The sequence below is a fragment of the Micromonospora sp. CPCC 206061 genome, from assembly GCF_036906915.1.
Classification (GTDB): domain Bacteria; phylum Actinomycetota; class Actinomycetes; order Mycobacteriales; family Micromonosporaceae; genus Phytohabitans.
Genome location: NZ_JBAKHX010000064.1, coordinates 27,745 through 49,604 on the forward strand (window position 1 = coordinate 27,745; position 21,860 = coordinate 49,604).

At 70.6% G+C, this 21,860-nt stretch carries 23 protein-coding genes; 14 read left to right on the top strand and 9 right to left on the bottom strand.

Going from position 1 to position 21,860, the window contains the following annotated elements:
- Window positions 1-3 precede the first annotated feature (3 nt).
- The gene (locus tag V6V89_RS30825; protein WP_334623021.1) at window positions 4-348 is read left to right on the top strand and encodes a DUF3099 domain-containing protein; all 345 of its coding nucleotides are present in this window, start codon (window positions 4-6) and stop codon (window positions 346-348) included.
- Here the strand turns inward: V6V89_RS30825 and V6V89_RS30830 are convergent.
- Window positions 345-1,238 (bottom strand): carbohydrate kinase family protein, encoded by an 894-nt coding sequence (locus V6V89_RS30830; protein ID WP_334623023.1) that lies wholly within the window; start codon window positions 1,236-1,238, stop codon window positions 345-347. The genes V6V89_RS30825 and V6V89_RS30830 overlap by 4 nt on opposite strands.
- Window positions 1,235-2,152, bottom strand: a complete 918-nt coding sequence (locus V6V89_RS30835) for a pseudouridine-5'-phosphate glycosidase (RefSeq protein ID WP_334623024.1) — start codon at window positions 2,150-2,152, stop codon at window positions 1,235-1,237. Before V6V89_RS30835 ends, V6V89_RS30830 begins: the two co-directional genes overlap by 4 nt.
- Before the next feature lie 23 nt (window positions 2,153-2,175).
- Between V6V89_RS30835 and V6V89_RS30840 the strand changes: the two genes are divergently transcribed.
- Entirely contained in the window at window positions 2,176-2,448 is a 273-nt protein-coding gene (locus V6V89_RS30840) for a DUF3039 domain-containing protein (protein ID WP_334623026.1), read from the top strand.
- Between the two features lie 208 nt (window positions 2,449-2,656).
- Entirely contained in the window at window positions 2,657-4,366 is a 1,710-nt protein-coding gene (locus V6V89_RS30845) for a DEAD/DEAH box helicase (RefSeq protein WP_334623027.1), read from the top strand.
- Between the two features lie 77 nt (window positions 4,367-4,443).
- On the opposite strand, the gene V6V89_RS30850 is transcribed toward V6V89_RS30845, so the two are convergent.
- Together V6V89_RS30850 and V6V89_RS30855 are read right to left on the bottom strand one after the other, a co-directional pair.
- Window positions 4,444-4,683 (bottom strand): DUF7455 domain-containing protein, encoded by a 240-nt coding sequence (locus tag V6V89_RS30850; RefSeq protein WP_334623028.1) that lies wholly within the window; start codon window positions 4,681-4,683, stop codon window positions 4,444-4,446.
- A 245-nt stretch (window positions 4,684-4,928) separates the two neighbouring features.
- Window positions 4,929-6,596 carry an RNA polymerase sigma factor gene (locus tag V6V89_RS30855; protein ID WP_334623030.1) on the bottom strand — a complete coding sequence of 556 codons (1,668 nt, stop codon included), beginning with the start codon at window positions 6,594-6,596 and terminating at the stop codon, window positions 4,929-4,931.
- 260 nt (window positions 6,597-6,856) lie between these two features.
- Here V6V89_RS30855 and V6V89_RS30860 point away from each other — a divergent pair, with 260 nt between their 5' ends.
- Complete coding sequence (locus tag V6V89_RS30860) at window positions 6,857-7,672, top strand: inositol monophosphatase family protein (RefSeq protein WP_334623031.1); 816 nt, start codon at window positions 6,857-6,859, stop codon at window positions 7,670-7,672.
- On the opposite strand, the gene V6V89_RS30865 is transcribed toward V6V89_RS30860, so the two are convergent.
- Window positions 7,669-8,187, bottom strand: coding sequence for a LytR C-terminal domain-containing protein (locus V6V89_RS30865; protein WP_334623047.1), 519 nt, complete (start codon window positions 8,185-8,187; stop codon window positions 7,669-7,671). The genes V6V89_RS30860 and V6V89_RS30865 overlap by 4 nt on opposite strands.
- 409 nt (window positions 8,188-8,596) lie before the next feature.
- Here V6V89_RS30865 and V6V89_RS30870 point away from each other — a divergent pair, with 409 nt between their 5' ends.
- Both V6V89_RS30870 and V6V89_RS30875 read left to right on the top strand, forming a co-directional pair.
- Window positions 8,597-8,893 carry a DUF4193 domain-containing protein gene (locus tag V6V89_RS30870; RefSeq protein WP_334623032.1) on the top strand — a complete coding sequence of 99 codons (297 nt, stop codon included), beginning with the start codon at window positions 8,597-8,599 and terminating at the stop codon, window positions 8,891-8,893.
- 72 nt (window positions 8,894-8,965) lie between these two features.
- Window positions 8,966-9,700 (top strand): hypothetical protein, encoded by a 735-nt coding sequence (locus tag V6V89_RS30875; protein WP_334623033.1) that lies wholly within the window; start codon window positions 8,966-8,968, stop codon window positions 9,698-9,700.
- On the opposite strand, the gene V6V89_RS30880 is transcribed toward V6V89_RS30875, so the two are convergent.
- A complete protein-coding gene (locus tag V6V89_RS30880; protein WP_334623034.1) occupies window positions 9,697-10,167 on the bottom strand; it encodes a DUF3093 domain-containing protein in 471 nt (156 codons plus the stop codon). The two genes, V6V89_RS30875 and V6V89_RS30880, sit on opposite strands and share 4 nt — an antisense overlap.
- A gap of 83 nt (window positions 10,168-10,250) precedes the next feature.
- On the opposite strand from V6V89_RS30880, the gene dut reads away from it, so the two are divergent.
- The 4 genes from dut (at window position 10,251) to V6V89_RS30900 (ending at window position 12,592) form a co-directional block, all read left to right on the top strand.
- Window positions 10,251-10,718 carry a dUTP diphosphatase gene (gene dut / locus V6V89_RS30885; RefSeq protein WP_334623035.1) on the top strand — a complete coding sequence of 156 codons (468 nt, stop codon included), beginning with the start codon at window positions 10,251-10,253 and terminating at the stop codon, window positions 10,716-10,718.
- Entirely contained in the window at window positions 10,715-11,443 is a 729-nt protein-coding gene (locus V6V89_RS30890) for a DUF3710 domain-containing protein (protein ID WP_334623036.1), read from the top strand. Before dut ends, V6V89_RS30890 begins: the two co-directional genes overlap by 4 nt.
- A 112-nt stretch (window positions 11,444-11,555) precedes the next feature.
- Window positions 11,556-11,936 (top strand): OB-fold nucleic acid binding domain-containing protein, encoded by a 381-nt coding sequence (locus V6V89_RS30895; protein ID WP_334623037.1) that lies wholly within the window; start codon window positions 11,556-11,558, stop codon window positions 11,934-11,936.
- 2 nt (window positions 11,937-11,938) lie between these two features.
- Window positions 11,939-12,592: a DUF3159 domain-containing protein gene (locus V6V89_RS30900; RefSeq protein ID WP_334623048.1), complete on the top strand. Its 654-nt coding sequence runs from the start codon at window positions 11,939-11,941 to the stop codon at window positions 12,590-12,592.
- 6 nt (window positions 12,593-12,598) lie between these two features.
- Here V6V89_RS30900 and V6V89_RS30905 read toward each other — a convergent pair whose 3' ends face one another.
- Window positions 12,599-13,270, bottom strand: coding sequence for a potassium channel family protein (locus V6V89_RS30905; RefSeq protein WP_334623039.1), 672 nt, complete (start codon window positions 13,268-13,270; stop codon window positions 12,599-12,601).
- Window positions 13,267-13,914, bottom strand: coding sequence for a potassium channel family protein (locus V6V89_RS30910; RefSeq protein ID WP_334623049.1), 648 nt, complete (start codon window positions 13,912-13,914; stop codon window positions 13,267-13,269). Before V6V89_RS30910 ends, V6V89_RS30905 begins: the two co-directional genes overlap by 4 nt.
- Before the next feature lie 109 nt (window positions 13,915-14,023).
- On the opposite strand from V6V89_RS30910, the gene V6V89_RS30915 reads away from it, so the two are divergent.
- Window positions 14,024-16,045: an APC family permease gene (locus tag V6V89_RS30915; protein ID WP_334623040.1), complete on the top strand. Its 2,022-nt coding sequence runs from the start codon at window positions 14,024-14,026 to the stop codon at window positions 16,043-16,045.
- Window positions 16,042-17,202 carry a class I SAM-dependent RNA methyltransferase gene (locus V6V89_RS30920; protein WP_334623041.1) on the top strand — a complete coding sequence of 387 codons (1,161 nt, stop codon included), beginning with the start codon at window positions 16,042-16,044 and terminating at the stop codon, window positions 17,200-17,202. The genes V6V89_RS30915 and V6V89_RS30920 overlap by 4 nt, the downstream gene beginning before the upstream one ends.
- Window positions 17,203-17,678: 476 nt before the next feature.
- Here V6V89_RS30920 and V6V89_RS30925 read toward each other — a convergent pair whose 3' ends face one another.
- Entirely contained in the window at window positions 17,679-17,867 is a 189-nt protein-coding gene (locus V6V89_RS30925) for a hypothetical protein (protein WP_334623042.1), read from the bottom strand.
- 93 nt (window positions 17,868-17,960) lie between these two features.
- On the opposite strand from V6V89_RS30925, the gene V6V89_RS30930 reads away from it, so the two are divergent.
- Entirely contained in the window at window positions 17,961-19,112 is a 1,152-nt protein-coding gene (locus V6V89_RS30930; protein WP_334623043.1) for a hypothetical protein, read from the top strand.
- Window positions 19,113-19,161: 49 nt separating this feature from the next.
- Window positions 19,162-21,069, top strand: coding sequence for a 1-deoxy-D-xylulose-5-phosphate synthase (gene dxs, locus V6V89_RS30935; RefSeq protein ID WP_334623044.1), 1,908 nt, complete (start codon window positions 19,162-19,164; stop codon window positions 21,067-21,069).
- Window positions 21,070-21,860 lie beyond the last annotated feature (791 nt).

Below are 21,860 nucleotides of genomic sequence, written 5' to 3' on the forward strand. Positions count from 1 at the left end.
AGGGTGGCGAAGCGACGGAGCGAACGGCCCATCCTGATCACCGACGCCGCCCGCAGCCAGGACGACCAACTGCGTAGCCGCCAGCGGCGGTATCTGCTGATGATGACCATCCGAGCGGTCTGCCTGGTGATCGGAGCGGTGCTCGTCGGCACCCGGGCGCCGCTGCTGTGGCTGTGGCTGCCGCTCTGCCTGCTCGGCATGGTGCTGATCCCATGGCTGGCGGTGATCCTGGCCAACGACCGGCCACCGCAGGACAAGCACCGGCTGCGCAACCGCTCGCACCCGACCCCCACCGAAGAAGCACCGCAGGCCCTCCCCACCCAACGCACCATCGACGCCGACGACTAACCCCGCGCCGCTTCGGTCGGAAGGGGTGGGCGGGCGCCTACCACTGCCACGGCGGCGGCGCCGTGCGCTGCCGCGGCGAGCAGTGCCTCGGCCGGGGAGGCACCGGATAGCCAGGCTGACAGCAGGCCGGCGGCGAAGGCGTCGCCGGCGCCGGTCGCGTCGATCACGGGGACGGGGTGGCCGGGGGCGGCAACCACGTCCGGGTCGGCCCACACCGCGCCGTCGGGGCCCCGTTTCACCACCGCCACCCGTGCCACCTCGGCGAGCGTCCTCGCCTGGACGGTCGCCTCGCCGGGGCCGGCTAGTACGGCGGCTTCGTCGGCGTTGGCCAAGAGCAGGTCGACACCCCGTACCCAGTCGAGGAAGGCGGTGGCGCGCCGCAACGGGGCCGCGGACGCCGCGTCGACGCTCGCGGTGATACCGCGTTCGCGCGCGGCGGCCAGGGCGCGCAAGCCGGCGTCGCGCGACGCCGGATCCAGCAACGTGTATCCGGACACGTGCACGTGCCGGGCCGCTGGCACGCCGGCCAGTGCGGCGTCGATGTCGGCGGGGGACAGGAGCAGGTTCGCGCCGCGGTCGGTGATCATCGTGCGTTCGCCGTCGCGGGTCAGCACGATGACGGTGCCGGTGGCGGCGTGATCGTGTCCGCGTACCAGGCAATGGACTCCGGTGGCGGTGAGCTCGGCGACGCGAGCCCGACCCGCCTCGTCGTCGCCCGCCGCCGCGACCAGGGTGACCGGCGTGCCCTGCGCGGCCAGCCACGCGGCGGTGTTGGCGGCCTGGCCGCCGCCGGTGAAGCGCACCGCGGCCGGAGTGTCCGAACCGGTGGCCAGCGGCCCGTCGAGCACCGCCACCACGTCGGTGACCAGGTCGCCGACGACGACGATCATCTGGCGGCCGCGGCCACCGCGATGCGGGCGGCGAGTTCGGCGTTGCGCAGGATGATCCGCACGTTGACGGCGAGGCTCTCGCCGTGGGTGGCGGAGTGGAAGTGGGACAGCAGGAACGGGGTCACCGCCTTGCCGGTCACGCCTTCCCGCTCCAGCAGGGCCAGGCCGTCGGCGAGCGTGCGGTCGTGCAGGTCGGGGTCGAGCTGCTGGTCGGGCGGGAGCGGGTTGGCGACCACGGTGCCGCCGCTGTGCACACCGTGGGCGAGACCGGCGGCGATGACGTCGGCCACCTCCTCGGGCGAGTCGACCGACCAGTCGACCTCGAAGCCGGAGTCGGTGATGAAGAATCCCGGGAACCGCCGCGTGCCGTAGCCGAGCACGGTCACGCCGAGCGATTCGAGTCGCTCGAGGGTGGCGCCGACGTCGAGGATCGACTTCACGCCCGCGCAAACCACCACGATCGGCGTGCGCGCGAGGGTCACCAGGTCGGCTGACTCGTCGAACGTCTGCGCCGCCTCGCGGTGCACACCGCCGAGCCCGCCGGTCGCGAAGATGGGTATCCCGGCGGCGACGGCAACGGCGCTGGTCGCGGCCACGGTCGTGGCCCCGTCGGCGCCCGCGGCGGCGGCGACCGCGATATCGCGTACCGAGAGTTTCGCCACACTGTCGGCGCTCGCGAGGTGCGACAGCTCCTCGTCATTGAGGCCGACGGTCAGCCGCCCAGCCACCATCCCGATCGTGGCCGGCACCGCGCCGGCTGCCCGTACCGCCGACTCGATCTCCCGGGCCACCCGCAGGTTGTCGGGCTTCGGGAGCCCGTGCGAAACGATCGTGCTCTCGAGTGCGACGATTGGGCGGCGGTCGCGGCGGGCATTCGCCACCTCGGCCCCGTAGGCGATGTCGAAGTCTCTCACGATCTTTACGGTATGCCGTTCGAATGGACCCGTTGGCCGTGAGGTGGGAAACTAGAGGGCTGGAGGTGTTACTCGACGTGAGCACACAGGTTCTCGAGCGTCCGGAACTCAAGGACGCCGACACTGGTCCTGAGATGTTCCACTACGTTCGCAAGGAAAAGATCGCCGAGAGTGCGGTCATGGGAACGTTCGTGGTGGCCCTCTGCGGCGAGACCTTCCCGGTGACCAAGGCGGCCAAACCGGGCTCGCCCGTCTGCCCGCAGTGCAAGGAGATCTACGAGTCGATGTCGGACTAGTCGCCGGCACCACGTAGCACGCCGCCTTCCACCCGCAAGCTAGCTCGCAGGCCGCGTCGCACGATCTTCGTGTTCGACGCGGCCCGCGTCATGCTGTTCACGCTGCGCCGGGGTGAGCTTCGCGGGCTGGTGTCGGTCGGTGTGGTTATGCTGAAGGCCGCCTTCGCGCCCCGTCGCGGGGGCGCTTTCGTGTGTGTAGGGGGGTCTGGTGCGGCTGGCGTTGGAAGGCTTTCCGCCGCTGCGAGCGTGGCAGCGCAAGGCGATGGTCGAATACCTGCGGCGTCGCACCGAAGACTTCATGGCGGTCGCCACGCCGGGCGCGGGCAAGACCACGTTCGCGTTGCGCATAGCGGCTGAGCTGCTCGTTGACGGCACCGTCGAGGCGGTCACGGTGGTCGCGCCGACCGAGCACCTCAAAAACCAGTGGGCCGCCGCCGCGGCGCGGGTGGGCATCCAGTTGGACTCGGCGTTCCGCAACGCCGACATTCACTCCTCATCGGACTTCCACGGCGCCGTCGTGACGTACGCCCAGGTGGGCATGGCGCCGCACGTGCACCGGCGGCGCACGATGACGCGGCGCACGATGGTGATCCTCGACGAGATCCACCACGCGGGTGACTCGCGGTCGTGGGGCGACGGCGTCCGGGCCGCCTTCGAGCCCGCCGTACGCCGCCTGATGCTCACGGGCACGCCGTTCCGGTCCGACGACAACCCGATCCCCTTCGTGACGTACGAGCGGGGCAATGACGGCCTCCAGCGGTCCCGCTCCGACTCGGTCTACGGGTACGCCGACGCGCTCCGCGAGGGCGTCGTGCGTCCGGTCATCTTCCTCGCGTACTCGGGGGAGACCCGGTGGCGCACCAGCGCCGGCGATGAACTGGCCGCTCGCCTGGGCGAGCCGATGACCCAGGATCTCGTCGCGCAGGCTTGGCGCACGGCCCTCGATCCGGCCGGCGACTGGATGCCGCAGGTGCTGCGGGCCGCCGACGCGCGCCTCCAGGTGCTCCGGATTGGCGGCATGGCCGACGCGGGCGGCCTGGTCATCGCGAGCGACCAGCAGGCCGCGCGGTCGTACGCGAAGCTGATCGAACGGGTCACCGGCGAGAAGGCGGTCGTGGTCCTCTCCGACGACGCCGGCGCGTCTGCCCGGATCGCCTCGTTCTCCGCCTCCAACGAGCGGTGGATGGTGGCGGTGCGGATGGTGTCCGAGGGCGTCGACATCCCGCGCCTGGCCGTCGGCGTGTACGCCACCAGCGCCTCAACCCCGCTGTACTTCGCCCAGGCGATCGGGCGGTTCGTGCGGGCGCGGCGGCCGGGCGAGACCGCGACGGTGTTCCTGCCGAGCGTGCCGCACCTGCTCGGGCTGGCCAGCGAGATGGAGGCCGAGCGCGACCACGTGCTGGGCAAGTCGGGCGCCGAAGAGGAAGACCTGCTCATCGAGCGTGCGCAGCGCGCCGAACAGGCCAGTGGCGAGCTGGAGAAGCGGTTCGAGGCGCTGTCCGCGACCGCTGAGCTCGATCAGGTGATCTTCGACGGGGCGTCGTTCGGCACGGGCGCCCAGGCCGGCACGCCCGAGGAGGAGGAGTACCTGGGACTGCCCGGCCTGTTGACGGCCGACCAGGTGTCGCTGCTGCTCAACAAGCGCCAGGCCGAGCAGTTGGCCGCCCAGCGGCGCACCCGGGTGGCTGCTCCCACGCAGACGGTTCCCGCGCAGCCGGCTGGTCCTCGCACGGCGGGGGAGAAGCGAATCGCGCTGCGGCGGCAGCTCAACGCCCTGGTCAACGCCCACCACCACCGCACCGGCCTGCCCCACGGGAAGATCCACGCGGAGCTGCGGCGGCTGTGCGGCGGCCCGCCGAGCGCCCAGGCGACGATCGAGCAGCTCGAAGAGCGCATCGCGACGGTCCAGTCCCTGTAGCGCCGCGCCCTGGGGGTAGGGAAACCGGCCGGAGGCACACCTCCTCCGGCCGGTTTATCGAGTCTCTGTCGCTCTGCTCAGTTCGGGTTGGCCATTAGATCGGCGCCCCGCCAGGTGAACTCCGGGTCGGACACGAACTGCACCGTGATCTTGACGAGATCCTCGGCGTACTTGTTCGCGTGGTGTCCACAGAACACCAGCTCGCTCCCACCCGCGAGGGTGATGCGGAGCTTGCCGGCAGCGTTGCAGCGGTCGCACCGTTCATCGGCGGCTGGGGGCGCCGCCGTTTCGGGCGGCGGCGTGAGAGTCGGGGTCATCGCCTTCCTCCTCTGGTCGTCACCGATGAACACGTTCTTCGGTCCTTGCTCACCTATCGTGCAACACCTTTGGGGGGTGCTGCCTTCCCAATGTGCCCTCGGGGGACCGAGGTCACACGTAGGTACGGACAGTGTGCCGTGCCACAAGGGTGCCACGTCAACGATCAAAGTGGGCAACGAGAAGATGACCACAGCCCTATATACATCTGGTGATCAAAGCGACACGCACTGTTGACGAATCGCCCTCAATCGAGGTAATCCCGCAAAACCTGGGACCGGGACGGGTGTCGCAATTTTGACATCGTCTTCGACTCGATCTGGCGAATGCGCTCACGGGTGACCCCGTACACCTGGCCGATCTCGTCGAGTGTGCGCGGCTGCCCGTCGGTCAGGCCGAACCGGAGCCGCACCACGCCCGCCTCGCGCTCTGAGAGCGTCTGAAGCACCTGCTGGAGCTGGTCCTGCAGCAGCGAGAAGCTGACGGCGTCGACGGCCACGACCGCCTCGGAGTCTTCGATGAAGTCGCCGAGCTGGCTGTCGCCCTCGTCGCCGATGGTCTGGTCGAGCGAGATGGGCTCCCGGGCGTACTGCTGGATCTCCAGCACCTTTTCCGGTGTGATGTCCATCTCCTTGGCCAGCTCCTCCGGCGTGGGCTCGCGGCCCAGATCCTGGAGCAACTCGCGCTGGATGCGACCGAGCTTGTTGATCACCTCGACCATGTGGACGGGGATGCGGATGGTGCGGGCCTGGTCGGCCATGGCTCGGGTGATGGCTTGGCGGATCCACCAGGTGGCGTAGGTGGAGAACTTGTAGCCCTTGGTGTAGTCGAACTTTTCGACGGCGCGGATGAGGCCGAGGTTGCCTTCTTGGATGAGGTCGAGGAAGGCCATGCCCCGCCCGGTGTACCGCTTGGCGAGCGACACCACGAGCCGCAGGTTTGCCTCCAAGAGGTGGTTCTTCGCGCGCTCACCGTCGCGAGAGATCCAGCTCAGGTCGCGGAACATCTGCGTGGGGAGCTTCTCCTCGCCCTCCTCGGCGGCCCGCAGCCGCTCCGAGGCGTACAGGCCGGCCTCGATCCGCTTGGCGAGCTCGACCTCCTGCTCGGCGTTCAGCAGGGGGACCTTGCCGATCTGCTTGAGGTAGGCGCGTACCGAGTCGGCGGACGCCGTCAGCTCGGCGTCCCGCCGGGCCTGCTTGAGCGCCTCGGACTCCTCATCGTCCCACTCGAAGTCGTTGCTGTCGGCCGTAGCGTCGGCCTGCGCGGCCTCGACCAGCTCGGTGGTCTCTTCGACCACCACGTCCTCGATTTCGGCGGCTAGCGCCTCGGGGTCGATCTCCTCGCCGCCGCCCTCGCCGCCCTCCGGCGTCGTGCCGTCACCCTTCACAGCGCCCTTGGGCGCGGCCTTGGTGCTCTTCGCCGGGCCGGGCTTCGGCGCGCCCTTCGCGGGGGTCGCCTTCGGCGCGCCCACGGCCGGCGCCTTGCCGGTGCTCTTCGTCGGCTTGGGGGCCGTCGCGGGCTCGGCGCCCTCTTCGGCGGTGGCGGACTCGGCCGCGGGGGCGGCCTTCTTCAGCGGAGTCACGGTGGCCTCCTCGGGCGACGCCTGGTTGGGCGCCGCGGCCTGCTTAGCCGCCGTCTTGGTCGCCTTGGCGGTGGTCGCCTTGGACGCGGGGGTGGCCGAGCGGGCGGCGGAGACCCGGCGGCGAGTGCTGGCCGAACCGTCCACCACCACCGTGATGCCGGCTTCGGCGAGAGCGCGAAGAATCTTCTTGGCCTGGGCCGGGGTCACCTCGGCGGTCTCCACGGTGCGCGCGACCTCAGCCGACGTCAGCTGGCCGCCGGCACGCTCGGCGTGGGCGATCAGGGTGTCGGTGATCGAGCGAACGTCGGCGCCGGTGTGGCGAGGCTCTGTCACGAATGACCTTCCGGAGGCGATGAACGAGCGCGGCCGTACCGGTCAGCACAGCACAAAGCGATGCGTGGCCGGTGGTTTTGGGGGCCCTCGCGCCGCGTACCGGCCGGCGGTGGCGGTCCGTGTCACGTGGGCAGGCGTGAATTGTAACGCTGTCAGCCGCGATCATCCTGCCGCGCACGCCGACAGGACCTCACAAGGGGCCGGAGCGGACCGGTGCCGGAGGGCTTTGACAGGATGATACGGGGTTTGAGGGGGTACGGATGCGCGACGCGGCGCCGATGCCGGAAGAGTTGCTTGAGATCGCAATAAAGATTGTCCGGGAGGCTGCCGACACCGCCAGCCGGATGCGGGCCGAGGGTGTTTCGGGGGTCACCACAAAGAGCACCGACACCGACGTGGTGACCGCGGCGGACCGGGCCGTGGAGCGCCAGGTGGTCGGCGCGCTGCGCGAGGTGCGCCCCGGCGACACCGTCCTGGGTGAGGAGTACGGCGCGACCGCCGTTACCGCGTCCGGGGCGGTGCGGTGGATCCTCGACCCGATCGACGGCACCGTGAACTACCTGTACGGGCTGCCCCAGTACGCGGTCTCCCTGGCGGCTGAGGTCGGTGGCGAGGTGGTGGCGGGCGTGGTGCGTAACGCGGCGACGGGCGCCGAGTGGACGGCCACCCGCGGTGGCGGCGCGTACCGCGACGGCCGGCCGCTGCGCGGCTCGGGTGAGACCGATCTTGGCCAGGCCTTGGTCGGCACCGGGTTCGGGTACGACGCGGCGCGGCGGGCGCATCAGGCGACGGTGCTCGCCGGGCTGCTGCCGCAGGTGCGAGACATCCGGCGGTTCGGGTCGGCGGCGCTCGACCTGTGTGCGGCGGCTGAGGGCATGTTGGACGCGTACTACGAGAAGGGTCTCAACCCGTGGGACCACGCCGCGGGAGGGCTGGTGGCCACCGAGGCGGGATTGCTGGTGGGCGGCCTCTCCGGCGCGCCGCCCGGGCTGGCCATGGTGGTGGCGGCGCCGCCCGCGCTCTTCAAGCCACTCCACGACCGCCTGGTCGAGCTGGACGCGGCCGGAGGGCCCTAGGCGGCGTCCAGGGCGCAGGACTGCGGCGGCAGCACCGGGCTGCCCAGCTCGACGAGCGCCTGGTTTTTCTCCGTGGTGGTGGCGAGCTGCTTGAAGGCGTCGCCGATCACCACGTCGACCACGTCGTCTTCGCGCTTCGGGTCGTACTCAGGGTCGGCCTCGCGCAGGAAGTACGCCTGGAGTACCTGAGCCGAGCCGACCCCCTTCGGTCCGTACCGCAGCACGGCCACGCCCGCGACGGCCTTCTTCGCCGGGTCGTTGCCCTTCTTCTTGACCTGGAACTTCCGGTTCGCGAAGTCGGCGCCCACCGAGTTGGCCAGGTTCGGCGTGTCTGTCGCGTTGAAGACGTTGATCTTGATGTCTTTCTCCTGGCGCAGCGCCAGGTCGGCGCGCGCCCATCCGTCCGGGCACTTCGCGACCGGCGCCTCGCCACGCTGGGTGTCGCGCGTCAGCGCGACCACCACGAAGACCAACGCACAGACCACGAGGAGCCCGACGACTACAAGCGCCCGCACACGCGCAAAGGTCATTGGTGGTGCTCCCCGTCCAGGTGGCAGTGGTATGGCGATGAGGTTAGCGTCTGACGCCACACCCGCGCGGAAAGGAGCGCAGACTACCGGCGCGTTGACGCTGATCCCGCCACCGGTGCCCCTATCTTCGTGTCGCCTGAGTCACATTGGGAACAACTTCGCGCGCGCGGGCGTACAAGCATCCCACAGGGGCGGTATACATGCCTCGCCTCAAGGGCGGTAAGGTACCGCGCTCGCAGGGGGAGTTTCCTTCCGGCGGGTGCCGCCACGGGCCGGCACGGCGATGTGCCAGATCGGACCAGGCGGGTTACCCGGCGGCCAGCCGGGAACCGAAACACTGTCGTCCGGCGTTACAACCGGGAAGCGACACATCGAAACAGGAGAGTGACATCCGATGGCCACCGACTACGACGCCCCGCGTCGCGACGAGGTAGACCTCGGCGAGGACAGCCTGGAGGAGCTCAAGGCACGGCGCGTCGACTCACAGTCGGGCGCTGTGGACGTGGACGAGGCAGAGGTTGCCGAGAGTTTCGAACTCCCCGGGGCCGACCTCGCCGACGAGGAGCTGACCGTCAAGGTCCTTCCGATGCAGCAGGACGAGTTCCGCTGCGCCCGGTGCTTCCTCGTCCACCACCGCAGCCAGCTAGCCTTCGAGCGCAACGGCGACCTGATCTGCCGCGAGTGCGCCTAGGGCCGCTGATCCAAGGGCGACCTCGCTGACGAGGTCGCCCGCCGGGCCGACCCGTGGGGAGGTGAGGACGGTATGAGTGACCCCGAACTGAGTGCAACCGTCGCCGCCTTGGCCGACGAGGAGGTGCCGGGCGGCGAGCGCAAGCAACTACTGCGCCGCCTGGCCGGCCAGGTGCGGCGAGACGGGCTCAGCAGCCTGTTCCGGCCGAAGGCGATGGCTCGCCGTCTGGTCGACGTGGTGACCGAGGTCGCGCCGCACATTCCGGTACGCGATCTCGCGACGCTGCGGCGGCACTACCCAGGGCTTTCAGGCGAGGCGCTCGCCGACCGGCTCGTGCGCAACGCGGCTCGGGCCACCGGCGGCGTGGGCGCGGCTGGCGGCGGCATCGCGGCGGTCGAGTGGGTGGCCACGCCGACCCTGCTATCGGCTCCCGTGCTGCTGGCCGCGGAGACAGTCGCGGTGGTCGCTGTCGAGATCAAGCTGATCGCGGAGCTGCACGAGGTGTACGGGGAGCCGGTGCCGGGCAGCCCGATGGAGCGGGCGATCAGCCTGCTCCAGGCGTGGGCCGCCCAGCGCGGGGTCAACCCGCTGGTGCCGGGCGTCGGCGTGGCTGCCGTGCTCAGCACCGCTGCCCGCAAGGAGCTGCGCGACATGCTGCTGCGCCGCTTCGGGCGGCACCTCACCACGCTGGGACCCCTGCTCACGGGAGCGGCGGTGGCGAGCTACCTCAACCGCCGCGCGACCCAGTCGCTCAGCAAGCGGGTCCGCGACGACCTCCGCCGCGCACTGCCTCCGGGGGTCAGCTAGGGCTCGACGGTGACGCCGCGTGCGGCGTCGCGGGCCGCAAGCAGCGCCGTGGCCAGCTCGTCCGGGCGCCGAGAGCTGACCACCCAGTACGGCGTGGGGTCTGCCGGATCGTCGAGCACGACCTGGACCGCGCCACCGATCCACGGGCGCTGCACGACGAACGCCAGCGGGTCGGCGCCCACGCCCAGCACCTCGCGGCGACCCTCGGCGTCGAGCGGGACGACGTCGGCGACGAAGCGCACCGGCAGCCGAGCGTCGTCGACGAGCAGCTCGTCACCGGCCACCCGGACCCGGATGCGGCCGAGCCACCACAGGCCCGCGGCGGCCAGCGGCAGCAGCACGACGAACGGCAGCCAGGCCCGCACACCGCTGGACCCCAGCCAGATCTCGGTCGCGAGCAGGGCAGCCCCGCCGAGGCCGGGGAGCCAGAGCCACCACGGTACGGTCAGTCGCTCGGCGTATCCCATGGTGGTGAGGGTAGTCCGCGAACCGGATACGGCAGGATGGTGGGACCACCCCGTACCCGCGTGACACGAAGAGAGTGGAAACCGTGACCGACGCTGTGTCCGTAGCCGTGCGCCGGCTGGACCCGGACCTGCCGATGCCCGCATACGCCCACCCGGGAGACGCCGGCGCCGACCTCGTGGCGGCCGAAGACGTGGAGCTCGCGCCGGGCGCCCGTGCCCTCGTGCGGACGGGCGTCGCCATCGCGCTGCCGGAGGGGTACGTCGGCCTGGTGCACCCGCGGTCCGGGCTCGCAACCCGGCTGGGCGTGACGGTGCTGAACGCACCCGGTACGGTCGACGCCGGCTACCGGGGAGAGATCCTCGTCAACCTGATCAACCACGATCCCGGCGCGACCGCGAAGATCTCCCGAGGCGACCGCATCGCCCAGCTCGTGGTGCAGCGGGTGGCACACGCAAACTTCCACGCCGTCGACGAGCTGTCCGAGTCCGTACGAGGCGCGGGCGGGCACGGGTCGACAGGCGGTCATTCGGGACTGGAGGCACGACAGTGAGGTTCTCGCGACGCCGGGAGGGCGGACGGCACGCTCGCTCCGACGACGAGTTCTTCGAGGCGGAGGAGGCTCCGGCAGCGGCGCCCTCGGCGTACGGCCCGTACGACGTGTCCGAGGCTCCGGAGGGTGTGCGCCGGCTAGACCTGGGCAGCCTCCAGATCCCGGCGATCGACGGGGTCGAGGTGCGCGTACAGGCCAACCCGGACGGCGTGGTGCAGCAGGTGGTGCTGGTGCACGGCGACAACGCTCTCCAGCTCGGCGTGTTCGCGGCGCCCCGCTCGGAGGGCATCTGGGAGGAGGTTCGCGCCGAGATCCGCAAGTCCCTCTTCGACGACGGTGTCGCCGCGGAGGAGACCGAGGGCGAGTACGGCGTGGAGCTGCGCGCCCGGGTACGCACCCCGGATGGCCTGACCGACCTGCGGTTCATCGGCGTCGACGGTCCGCGGTGGATGGTGCGCGGCGTGTTCCAGGGCCCGGCCGCGGTCGACCCCGGCCGGGCGGGCTCGCTGATCGACTGCCTGCGCGGGCTGGTCGTCGACCGGGGGCACGAGGCGAAGCCGGTACGCGAGGCGCTGCCGCTGCGCCTGCCGCGCGAGGTGACCGACGAGGCGAAGGCGCAGGGTGCCACCGTCCAGGAGCCGCCGGCCGCTCCGGAGATCAACGGCGAGCGTCCGGGCGGCCAGGCGCCGCCGCGCCGCAGACCATCTCCGCGCCCCCGCCACTGAAGCCGTACTCCTACCGCCGGCCGCGCGACGGCCGGCGGTAGGGATGGCGCGTGATCGACAAGCCGACGTACGCTGAAGTCCGGGGGCTTGTCGAGGAGGGGACGCCGAGGTCATGGCGACCGACCAGAGCCGCTCGTCGATGCGTAGGTTCCTCAAGCGCCTCACGGCGAGCGAGGCCGAGCTCGACGCAGAGCAGTTGCAGCGGGAAAGTGTCGTTTCGGGTTGTACCCTGGCCGGACAGTGCCGGCGAGGGCAACTCGTCTCCGTGTCCGGCCGGCTGCGTACCGTGGTTTACACTCCACGCACCAACCTGCCCACTCTGGAGGCAGACCTGTACGACGGCAGCGACGTGATCACGTTGGTGTGGCTCGGCCGGCGGCACATCGCCGGGATCGAGCCCGGCCGGCAGCTGGTCGCCCGCGGCCGGGTGGCTGTCCGAGATGACCGAAAAGTCATCTACAACCCGTACTACGAGTTGGAAGCGTCCCGGTGAGCATGACGGAAACCCCACCTGAGGAAGACGAACAGCTCCCTAGCTTCGCCGAGCAGATGGCCGACCAGCTCGGCGGCTGGCGCGGGCTCGTGGAGTCGAGCGTCCCCATCGTCGTCTTCGTGCTCGTCAACGTCGTCGCCGACCTCAACCCCGCGCTGATCGCCTCGGTGGGTCTCGCGGTCGCGATCGCGGTCATGCGGCTGGCGCAGCGCCGCCCGATCCGGCACGCCGTCAACGGCCTCGTCGGCGTCGGCATCGGCGCCGCCATCGCCTGGCGCACCGGCGACGAGAAAGACTTCTACCTGCCCGGCATCCTGTACGGCATCGCTTATGGGCTGGCGCTGCTCGGCTCGGTCGCGGTTCGCCAGCCGCTGGTGGGCTGGATCTGGTCGGTGATCGTGGCGGGCGGCAAGTCCGAGTGGCGCGGCGACCAGCGGCTGATCCGGATGTTCAACTGGCTCACGATCCTGTGGGGCGTGGTGTGGTTGGCCAAGGTCGGCGTGCAGGCCGGCCTCTACCTGGCCGACATGGACACCGCGCTCGGCGTGGCCCGGCTGGCGCTCGGCTACCCGCCGTACCTGCTGCTCCTCGCCATCACGGTCTGGACCGTCCGGCGGACGATGCGCACGGCGGACGCCGAGGTCGCCCCCGCCTAGAAGGACCTATTCCGGGTCGCCCAGGATCACCGCGCGGACGGCGTCTTCGACCTCGGCCGTGCACACGAAGATCAGCTCGTCGCCGCCCTCGATCGGGTCGTCGGGCGACGGCACCAGCACCCGCTTTCCGCGCACGATCGCGACCAGCGCGGAGTCGCGGGGCAGCGGCACCGAGTGCACCGGCTTGCCGACGTGCGGCGCGGACGGCGGCAGCGTGATCTCGACGAGGTTCGCCTCGCCCTGCCGAAACGTCATCAGCCGCACCAGGTCACCCACGGTGACCGCCTCTTCGACCAGTGCGGCCATAAGGCGCGGCTTGCTCACCGCGACGTCGACGCCCCACTGCTCATTGAAGAGCCACTCGTTCTCCGCGCGGTTGACCCGGGCGACCACCCGCGGCACGGCGAATTCGGTCTTCGCGAGCAGCGACACCACCAGGTTGACCTTGTCGTCGCCGGTGGCCGCGACCACCACGTCGCAGCCGGCCACGTCGGCCTCTTCGAGGCTGGACAGCTCGCAGGCGTCGGCCAGGATCCACTCGGCCGCGGGCACTCGCTCGGGGCGCAGCATGCCCGGCTGGCGGTCGATGAGCATCACCTGGTGACCGTTTTCGATCAACTCCTGTGCGATGGACCGCCCGACGTTGCCGGCCCCCGCGATCGCGACCCGCATGATCACTTACCTCCCTTGGGAGCCGTGCACGCGGTGCTGACCTGCATGGCGATGTCGTCGGTGATGAGCATGAAGACCTGATCGCCCTCTTGAAGGATGGTGTCCGGGTTGGCCAGGGTGCCGATGCCGAAGCGCATCAGGTATGCGACGCGGGTGCCGGCCGTGGCCTCAAGGGCGCGCAGCGGCTGGCCGTACCAGTCCTTGTGGAGCGGCGCCTCGATGATCGCGACGGTGCTGGTGGGGTCGCGGAAGATCTCGACGGTGCCCTCCGGAACGAGTTGGCGCAGGATCCGGTCGGCCGTCCAGCGCACGGTGGCGACGGTGGGGATGCCCAGCCGCTCGTACACCTCGGCGCGCTTCTGGTCGTAGATCCGGGCCACCACCCGAGACACGCCGAACGTCTCGCGGGCCAGCCGGGCCGAGATGATGTTGGAGTTGTCGCCGCTCGACACCGCCGCGAAGCCGTCGGCCCGCTCGATGCCGGCCTGGCGCAGCACGTCACGGTCGAACCCGATGCCAGTCACCGTGACGCCAGCGAACTCGGGGCTCAGCCGGCGGAAAGCGTCGGAATTCTGGTCGATGACCGCGATCGAATGACCCCGTGACTCCAGGTTGTGTGCCAGCGTGGACCCCACTCGTCCACACCCCATGATCACGACGTGCACCCGTGACTCCCCTCAGCGCGCCCTACACCTGAAGGGTCGCACGCCAGCGGCGCGCGTGTGGTGGCGGATGGCGGGCGCCGTACGATCTGCGCTTGTGGTCAGTCCCACCTCGCTGCTGAAACGGCTGCTCGTCGGCCGGCCGTTCCGCTCCGACCGGCTCCAGCACACGCTGCTGCCCAAGCGGATCGCAATGCCGGTCTTCGCCTCCGACGCGCTCTCCAGCGTGGCGTACGCCCCCGACGAGATCCTGCTCACGCTCTCCATCGCAGGCGCGGGGGCGTACGTCTACTCGCCGTGGGTGGCCCTGGCCGTCGTCGTGGTGATGCTCACGGTGGTGGCCAGCTACCGGCAGAACGTGCACGCGTACCCGTCCGGCGGCGGCGACTACGAGGTGGCCACGGTCAACCTGGGACCCAAGTTCGGCATAGGGGTAGCCAGCGCGCTGCTGGTCGACTACGTGCTGACGGTGGCGGTATCCGTCTCGTCCGGCGTCGCGAACCTAGGCTCGGTCATCCCGTTCGTCGCCGAGCACAAGGTGGGCATCGCGGTCACGGCCGTCGTGCTGCTCACCGCAATGAACCTGCGCGGCCTCCGCGAGTCCGGCACCGCGTTCGCGATCCCGACATACGGGTTCATGATCGTCATCATCGGGATGCTGGTGACCGGACTGATCCGCATCTTCGTGCTGGGCGACGACCTCCAGGCGCCGAGCGCAGGCCTGGTCATCGCGGCCGAAGAGGAGCACCTGACCGGGTTCGCGATGGCGTTCCTGCTGTTACGAACATTCTCGTCCGGCTGCGCGGCGCTCACCGGCGTCGAGGCCATCTCCAACGGAGTACCGGCCTTCAAGCAACCGAAGAGCCGCAACGCCGCGACGACCCTGCTGATGCTCGGCGTCACGGCCGTCACCATGCTCGTCGGGATCATCTGGCTGTCGCGCCTGACGCACCTTCAGTTCGTCGAGGATCCGGCTCGCCAGATCATCGAGGGTCCGGCGGGGTACGTGCAGAAGACCGTCACGACCCAGCTCGGCACGGCGGTGTTCGGCGACGGCTCGATCCTGCTGTACGTCGTCGCCGGAGCGACCGCGCTCATCCTCTTCCTGGCCGCGAACACCGCGTTCAACGGGTTCCCCGTGCTCGGCTCGATCCTCGCTCAGGATCGTTTTCTGCCACGCCAGCTGCACACCCGCGGCGACCGGCTGGCCTTCTCGAACGGCATCGTCTTCCTGGCCGTCTTCGCGATCGTGCTGATCGTCGCCTTCCAGGCCGAGGTGACCCGGCTCATCCAGCTGTACATCGTGGGCGTTTTCGTGTCGTTCACGCTCTCGCAGGCCGGCATGATCCGGCACTGGAACAGGCTGCTGAAACGGGAGCGCAACGCCGAGCGCCGAAACCGGATGATCCGATCCCGAGCCATCAACACGTTCGGTGCGGTCCTGACCGGCGCCGTCCTCGTCGTGGTGCTCATCACCAAGTTCCTGCTCGGCGCCTGGATCGCGATCGCCGCCATGGCCGTGATCTATGTGATCATGCTGGGCATCCGGCGGCATTACGACACGGTCGCGCGGGAGCTGACTCCCGCCGAAGACCGGCCCGTGCTGCCCGCCCGCAATCACGCCATCGTGCTGGTCAGCAAGGTGCACATGCCCACGCTGCGGGCGGTCGCGTACGCCCAGGCCACCCGGCCGGACACGCTCACCGGGCTCACCGTCAACGTGGACGAGAAGGACACCCAGGCCATCCAGCGGGAGTGGGAGCGCCGGCAGGTGCCGGTGCCGCTCACCGTCATCGACTCGCCCTACCGGGAGATCACCCGGCCGATCATCGAGTACGTCAAGTCGGTGCGCCGGGACGCGCCGCGCGACGTGGTGACTGTCTTCATCCCCGAGTACGTCGTCGGCAAGTGGTGGGAGAACCTGCTGCACAACCAGAGCGCTCTGCGGATCAAGGGCCGGCTGCTCTTCGAACCCGGCGTGATGGTCACCAGCGTGCCGTGGCAGCTCGCCTCCAGCGCCGGCCGCAACCTCGACCGCTTCGACCGCGAACTTTCCCGCGGCCCCGCCCGCGGCCCGCGGTCCCGCGGCTCCAACGAAGACGAGGCCACCCGCCCATGATGCTGCTCGACCAGATCGAGCTCACCGTCGGCGCGCCCGCGCACGGCGGCCACTGCGTCGCGCGCGTCGGCGAGCCGCCGGGCCGGGTCGTCTTCGTGCGCCACGCCCTGCCCGGCGAGCGAGTGATCGCCGAGATCACCGAGGTGCACCCCGGGTACCTGCGGGCCGACGCGGTCACCATCCTCGACGCCTCGCCGGACCGGGTAGAACCGCCATGCCCCTTCGCGGGACCTGACCGCTGCGGGGGCTGCGACCTCCAGCACGCGACCCCTGCCGCGCAGCGGCAGTGGAAGGCCGCCGTCGTGCGCGAGCAGCTCACCCGGCTCGCCGGTCTGCCAGACTTTCCGGTACAGGTGGAAGCGTTGCCCGGCGGCCCGTTGGGCTGGCGCACGCGTGTGCGGTACGCCGTGGACGCCGCCGGGAGGGCTGGTCTGCTCAAGCACCGGTCGCACGAGGTGGTGGCGATCGACCGGTGCCGCATCGCGCACCCGCACATCCAGGCGCTGCCCGTGACCGACCGGCCATGGCCGTCCGCCGCCTCCGTCGAGACCGTCGCCCCATCGGCGGGGGAAGCCATCGTCATCGGCAACGAGGTGCCGGTTCGCGAGCGTGCGGTCGGTCGCGAGTGGACACTGCCGGCGCGCGCCTTCTGGCAGGTACACCCGGCCGCACCGGACACGTTCACGTCGGCGGTGCTCGACCTGCTCAAGCCGCGCCCCGGCGAGACCGCCTGGGATCTGTACGGCGGCGCCGGCCTCTTCGCCGCCGCCCTCGCCCCGGCGGTAGGCCCGACTGGCCGCGTCACCATCGTCGAAGCCGACCCGCGCGGCGTGGCCGCTGCCCGCACCGCCCTGGCCGACCTGCCCCAGATCCGAGTCGTACCGGCCAAGGTCGAAAGTGTGCTCCGCGGCCGCCTGTCCGGCCCGGTCGACGTGATCGTGCTCGACCCACCCCGCACCGGCGCCGGGCGCGCCGTCACCCACGCCATGATCGCCGCCGGCCCGCGCGCCGTGGCGTACGTGGCCTGCGACCCGGCGGCCCTGGCCCGCGACGTCCGCACGTTCCGCGACGCCGGCTGGCACCTGGCAGAACTCCGCGCCTACGACGCCTTCCCCATGACCCACCACGTGGAGTGCATAGCCCTACTGACCCCCTGACCCCGCGTCACTCGGTGCGCATCTCACACTGCCCCCTCTCGTCGATCAAGGGCAGATGCACGTGGTTTGATCTCTTTTCCGCGTGTGTTTGCCCTTGATCGACGAACATCTCCTTGATCGACGTCTCTCGGATGCGCTGGTCGAGTGCCGCCAGAGATCCGCCGGGCGCGCGGGCCGGGATCGGTCGCCGCGACCTTCGGGATGTTGCGTGCGCCTCTCGCACAACGCGCGGTGGTCGATTCAGCAGGCGAGCTTCTCAGCCAAGGCCGCGACGCGCCGGCGGTCCGGACCTGGCCCTGTCGCTAATGCCGGCCGACAAGGCCCGGGCCCGGCCGTCGATCAAGGAGGTCTGCGTGGATCAAGGGCGAATGCGCGTGGATCGGAGATCAAAGCACGTGCGTTTGCCCTTGATCGGCGGGGATCAGGGCGCGGCGCGGGCGCGGCGGTGGCGCGGGGCGCGGGCGGTGGGTGCGGGGCTAGGGGGTGCGGGCGGTTAGGCGGTGGGCGGGCTCGGGGCGGGGGGCGCGGGCGGCGAGGCGGTCGCGGAGGCGGACCCAGGCTACGAGCAGCAGGAGTAGCGGGAGCAGTGGCAAGCAGACCAGCAGGATGGCGATCATCGCGAGCACCTGGCCGGTGGCGTAACCGTGTGTGCGACCGGGGGGCATTTACTCAGCCTACCGACTGTCTGTGCGATCTGTCCGTTTTGTCAACCAGACGGGTGATGCTCGTGTATCGATGGTGTAGGGAAGTAGTAGGCGATGCGGCTGAGAGGAGTAGGAGCGGCGCTGGTGGCCGCGGTGGTGCTGGTGCCGGCGGCACCCGGCGCGGCGGCGTCCACCGTTACCTGGAACGTCGCGCTCGATCAGATCGGTGACGACGACGTCAACGTGGCCTATGCGCGGGGCGGTCTCACGGTCGCCGGCGAGAGCGCCCAGTCGGCAAGTGTGCGCTCGGGGCGCGTGTCCGCGTACCAGATCACTCGTAGGACCACGACGGCGCCGGTGAATCGGGTCCGGGCGGACGTCGCGGCAGCGACGCCGGCCGGCACCGCCGTGATCGTCGAGGTGCGCGCGGAGCTTGGCCCGCAGCGGTGGTCTGAGTGGACGGCCGTGCCCGCGACGCTGCCGGATACGACGGTCCTGGAGGTGCGGATCACCCTCGACGGACCGGCCACCGTCGAGAGCGTGCGGATCATCGCCGAGCGGGGCGAGCCGCTGGTGCGGCCGTTCGGGCTCGGCGACACCTACCGGATCTTCGCGACGAGGGTAGGGCTGGTGGGCGGCGCCACGGCCAACGGCCATGTCATCACGAGCCGGGACCATTTCGTGGCGCTGCCGTCACGGCGGGGCCTCGCGCCGAAGAACACCGGCGACTACACGGTGCGGGTGTGCGCTGCCGCGGGGCGGTGCGAGTGGGCGCCGGTGTGGGATGTCGGCCCGTGGAACGTCACGGACGACTACTGGAACCCGCCGTCGGTCCGTCAGTCGTGGACCGACCTGCCGCAGGGCAAACCGGAGGTGCAGGCGGCGTATCAGGAGGGGTACAACGGCGGGAAGGACGGGTACGGGCGGAGGGTGCGCAATCCTGCCGGCATCGACCTGGCTGACGGCACGTTCTGGGACGGGCTCCGGCTGACGAACAACGCCTGGGTCGACGTCACATATCTATGGACGGGCACGGGTTTGCGCGGCACGGTGCGGACGCCGGGATCAACGCTGACGGTGCGTGACGGCCCGCGCGTCGACGCGAGCGCGGTGGGTATGGCCGCCAACCACGCACGGCTGATCATCGAGTGTCAGGTGGCGGGCGACACCGTCACGTATGGCACCACGAACCGGTGGAATCGGCTTGCGCCTGGGTATTTCGTCTCGGACGCGTACGTGAACACGGGTTCCGCACCCACCTGTTAGTGCTGACGATCTCCTGCGGCCTCGCGGGCTGCGGATAGACTCGGCGGTCATGAGTGCTGAAGTGGGTCTCGCCTCGGTTCGCGGTCCGCAGGACGTCAAGCGGATGTCACCGGAGGAGTTGGCGTTGCTGGCCACCGAGATCCGCGACTTCCTGGTGGCGAAGGTGTCGCGGACTGGCGGGCATCTCGGGCCAAACCTGGGCGTTGTGGAGCTGACCCTCGCCATGCACCGGGTGTTCGACTCGCCAAGCGACCGGTTCCTGTTCGATACGGGACATCAGGCTTATGTCCACAAAATGGTGACCGGGCGCCAGGAAGGCTTCGACCATCTCCGCCAGCGCGGCGGCCTCTCCGGCTATCCGAACCGGGCGGAGAGCGAGCACGACATCATCGAGAACTCGCACGCCTCCACCGCGCTGTCGTACGCGGACGGCCTCGCCAAGGCGTACGCCCTGCGGGGCGAGGCGCGGCACGTGGTCGCCGTGGTCGGCGACGGCGCGCTCACCGGCGGCATGTGCTGGGAGGCGCTCAACAACATCGCCACCACCCGCAATCCGCTCGTGATCATCGTCAACGACAACGGCCGGTCGTACGCGCCCACCATCGGCGGCCTCGCCGACCACCTCTCCACGCTGCGGCTCAACCCCGGCTACGAGAAGGTGCTCGACCTGGTCAAAGACGCGCTCGGCGCGACGCCACTGGTTGGCAAGCCGATGTACGAGGTGCTGCACGCGGTCAAGACCGGCATCAAGGACGCGGTCGCGCCGCAGGCCATGTTCGAGGACCTGGGCATCAAGTACGTCGGGCCGATCGACGGCCACGACATCGCGGCCGTCGAGTCGGCGTTGCGTCGCGCGAAGGGCTTCGGGGGGCCGGTCATCGTCCACGCCGTGACGCGCAAGGGGTACGGCTACCGGCCGGCCGAGGAAGACGAAGCCGACTGCCTGCACTCGCCCAGCACGTTCGACGTCGAGACGGGCAAGCTGCTCGCCGCGCCCTCGGTGAAGTGGACGCAGGTGTTCGCCGACGAGCTCGTCGCGATCGCCGACGAGCGGCCCGACGTGGTCGGCATCACCGCCGCCATGGGCGAGCCCACCGGCATCGCGACGCTGGCCCGCAAGTACCCGTCGCGCGTCTACGACGTCGGCATCGCCGAGCAGCACGCGGCCACGTCGGCCGCCGGCCTGGCGATCGGCGGCCTCCACCCGGTGGTGGCGGTGTACGCGACGTTCCTGAACCGCGCGTTCGACCAGGTGCTGCTCGACGTCGCCATGCACAAGCTGCCGGTGACGTTCGTGCTCGACCGGGCCGGGATCACCGGGCCCGACGGGCCGAGCCACTACGGCATCTGGGACATGTCGGTCTTCGGCGTGGTGCCGGGCCTGCGCATCGCGGCACCACGCGACGCCGCCACACTCCGCGAAGAGCTGCGCGAGGCGGTCGCCGTCGACGACGGGCCGACGGTACTACGCTTCCCGACCGGCTCGGTGGCGACCGACCTGCCCGCGGTCCGGCGCGTGGGGCCGGTCGACGTGCTGGTCGAGTCCGGCTCGCGCGACGTGCTCCTGGTGGCCGTGGGCGCATTCGGGCAGCTCGGCGTCGACGCTGCTGCCCGGGTGGCTGAGCACGGGTACGGGGTGACCGTGGTCGACCCGCGTTGGGTCCGCCCGGTGCCCGGTGAGCTGGTCGACCTCGCTCGCGACCACCGGCTCGTCGTGACCGTGGAGGACGGCGTACGCGCCGGCGGAGTCGGCGACGCGCTGGCCAAGGCGCTGCGCGATGCCGACGTCGACGTGCCGCTGCGCGACATCGGCGTACCGTCCGAGTGGCACCCGCACGGCAGCCGCGCGCAGATCCTCGCTGACCTGGGGCTGACCGCCCAGGACGTGGCCCGCGACGTGACAGGGTGGCTCTCCCGCTTGGACGAGACCGTCGCCCCCACCCACGTGTCCATCTAGGGCTCCTTCCCGTCCCCGGGCCTGGCTGCTTTCCGTCCTCGGGCCTGGCTGCTTCCGTCCCGCAGCCCGGCTGCTTCCCGTCCTCGGGCCTGGCTGCTTCCGTCCCGCGGCCCGGTTGCTTCCGTCCCGCGGCCCGGTTGCTTCCGTCCCGCGGCCCGGCTGCTTTCGTCGATCAAGGGCGAATGCACGTGATTGGATCTCTATTCCACGTGCGTTTGCCCTTGATCGATGAGGATGTCCTTGATCGGCGCGGGCTGTGCCCGCCCGTCCGGGCGCGCTGCGCCACGCGGATCCTGGCCGCGCAGACGGGGCGATCGGGCCTCGTCTGTGGCGACCGGCTGCCCTTCCAGGGCGCTGCTTGCTCAGAGGGCGTTGCTTGCTCAGAGGGCGCTGCTCGTCCAGAGGGCGCTGCCGCGTAGCGGGGCGGCGTGGCTCGTGGGCGGCTTGGGCGGCGGGTGGCCGCAGGTGGGGGAACTCGCGGCGTCCGATGCTGGCCGAGGTCGCGCTTTCCCGAAACCGCGGCGTCCGAACGCCGGTGATGGTTCGGCCTCGCGCGGATGCGCGGCGGTGTGCGGACGGCCTCCCCACCTGCGACGCCGATCAAGGGAAGTCGCATCGATCAAGGGCAAACGCACGCGGAAAAGAGATCCAACCACGTGCATTCGCCCTTGATCGACGGCAGAGGCGAGGGCGGCAGAGGCGAGGGCGCGACGGGCGGGGCGTGGCCGCGAGGGGCGGGGCGAGGCGGGGCGAGGGTGGGGGCGCGAGGGGCAGGCGGGTGGGGGGAGGGG

Excerpts from the sequence above, each read along its gene's own strand:
- V6V89_RS30830 (WP_334623023.1), bottom strand. The coding sequence starts at position 1,238 with ATGATCGTCGTCGTCGGCGACCTGGTCACCGACGTGGTGGCGGTGCTC.
- V6V89_RS30840 (WP_334623026.1), top strand. The coding sequence starts at position 2,176 with ATGGACCCGTTGGCCGTGAGGTGGGAAACTAGAGGGCTGGAGGTGTTA.
- V6V89_RS30850 (WP_334623028.1), bottom strand. The coding sequence starts at position 4,683 with ATGACCCCGACTCTCACGCCGCCGCCCGAAACGGCGGCGCCCCCAGCC.
- V6V89_RS30860 (WP_334623031.1), top strand. The coding sequence starts at position 6,857 with ATGCGCGACGCGGCGCCGATGCCGGAAGAGTTGCTTGAGATCGCAATA.
- V6V89_RS30870 (WP_334623032.1), top strand. The coding sequence starts at position 8,597 with ATGGCCACCGACTACGACGCCCCGCGTCGCGACGAGGTAGACCTCGGC.
- V6V89_RS30875 (WP_334623033.1), top strand. The coding sequence starts at position 8,966 with ATGAGTGACCCCGAACTGAGTGCAACCGTCGCCGCCTTGGCCGACGAG.
- V6V89_RS30880 (WP_334623034.1), bottom strand. The coding sequence starts at position 10,167 with ATGGGATACGCCGAGCGACTGACCGTACCGTGGTGGCTCTGGCTCCCC.
- V6V89_RS30895 (WP_334623037.1), top strand. The coding sequence starts at position 11,556 with ATGGCGACCGACCAGAGCCGCTCGTCGATGCGTAGGTTCCTCAAGCGC.
- V6V89_RS30900 (WP_334623048.1), top strand. The coding sequence starts at position 11,939 with ATGACGGAAACCCCACCTGAGGAAGACGAACAGCTCCCTAGCTTCGCC.
- V6V89_RS30910 (WP_334623049.1), bottom strand. The coding sequence starts at position 13,914 with ATGGGGTGTGGACGAGTGGGGTCCACGCTGGCACACAACCTGGAGTCA.
- V6V89_RS30920 (WP_334623041.1), top strand. The coding sequence starts at position 16,042 with ATGATGCTGCTCGACCAGATCGAGCTCACCGTCGGCGCGCCCGCGCAC.
- V6V89_RS30925 (WP_334623042.1), bottom strand. The coding sequence starts at position 17,867 with ATGCCCCCCGGTCGCACACACGGTTACGCCACCGGCCAGGTGCTCGCG.
- V6V89_RS30930 (WP_334623043.1), top strand. The coding sequence starts at position 17,961 with ATGCGGCTGAGAGGAGTAGGAGCGGCGCTGGTGGCCGCGGTGGTGCTG.
- dxs (WP_334623044.1), top strand. The coding sequence starts at position 19,162 with ATGAGTGCTGAAGTGGGTCTCGCCTCGGTTCGCGGTCCGCAGGACGTC.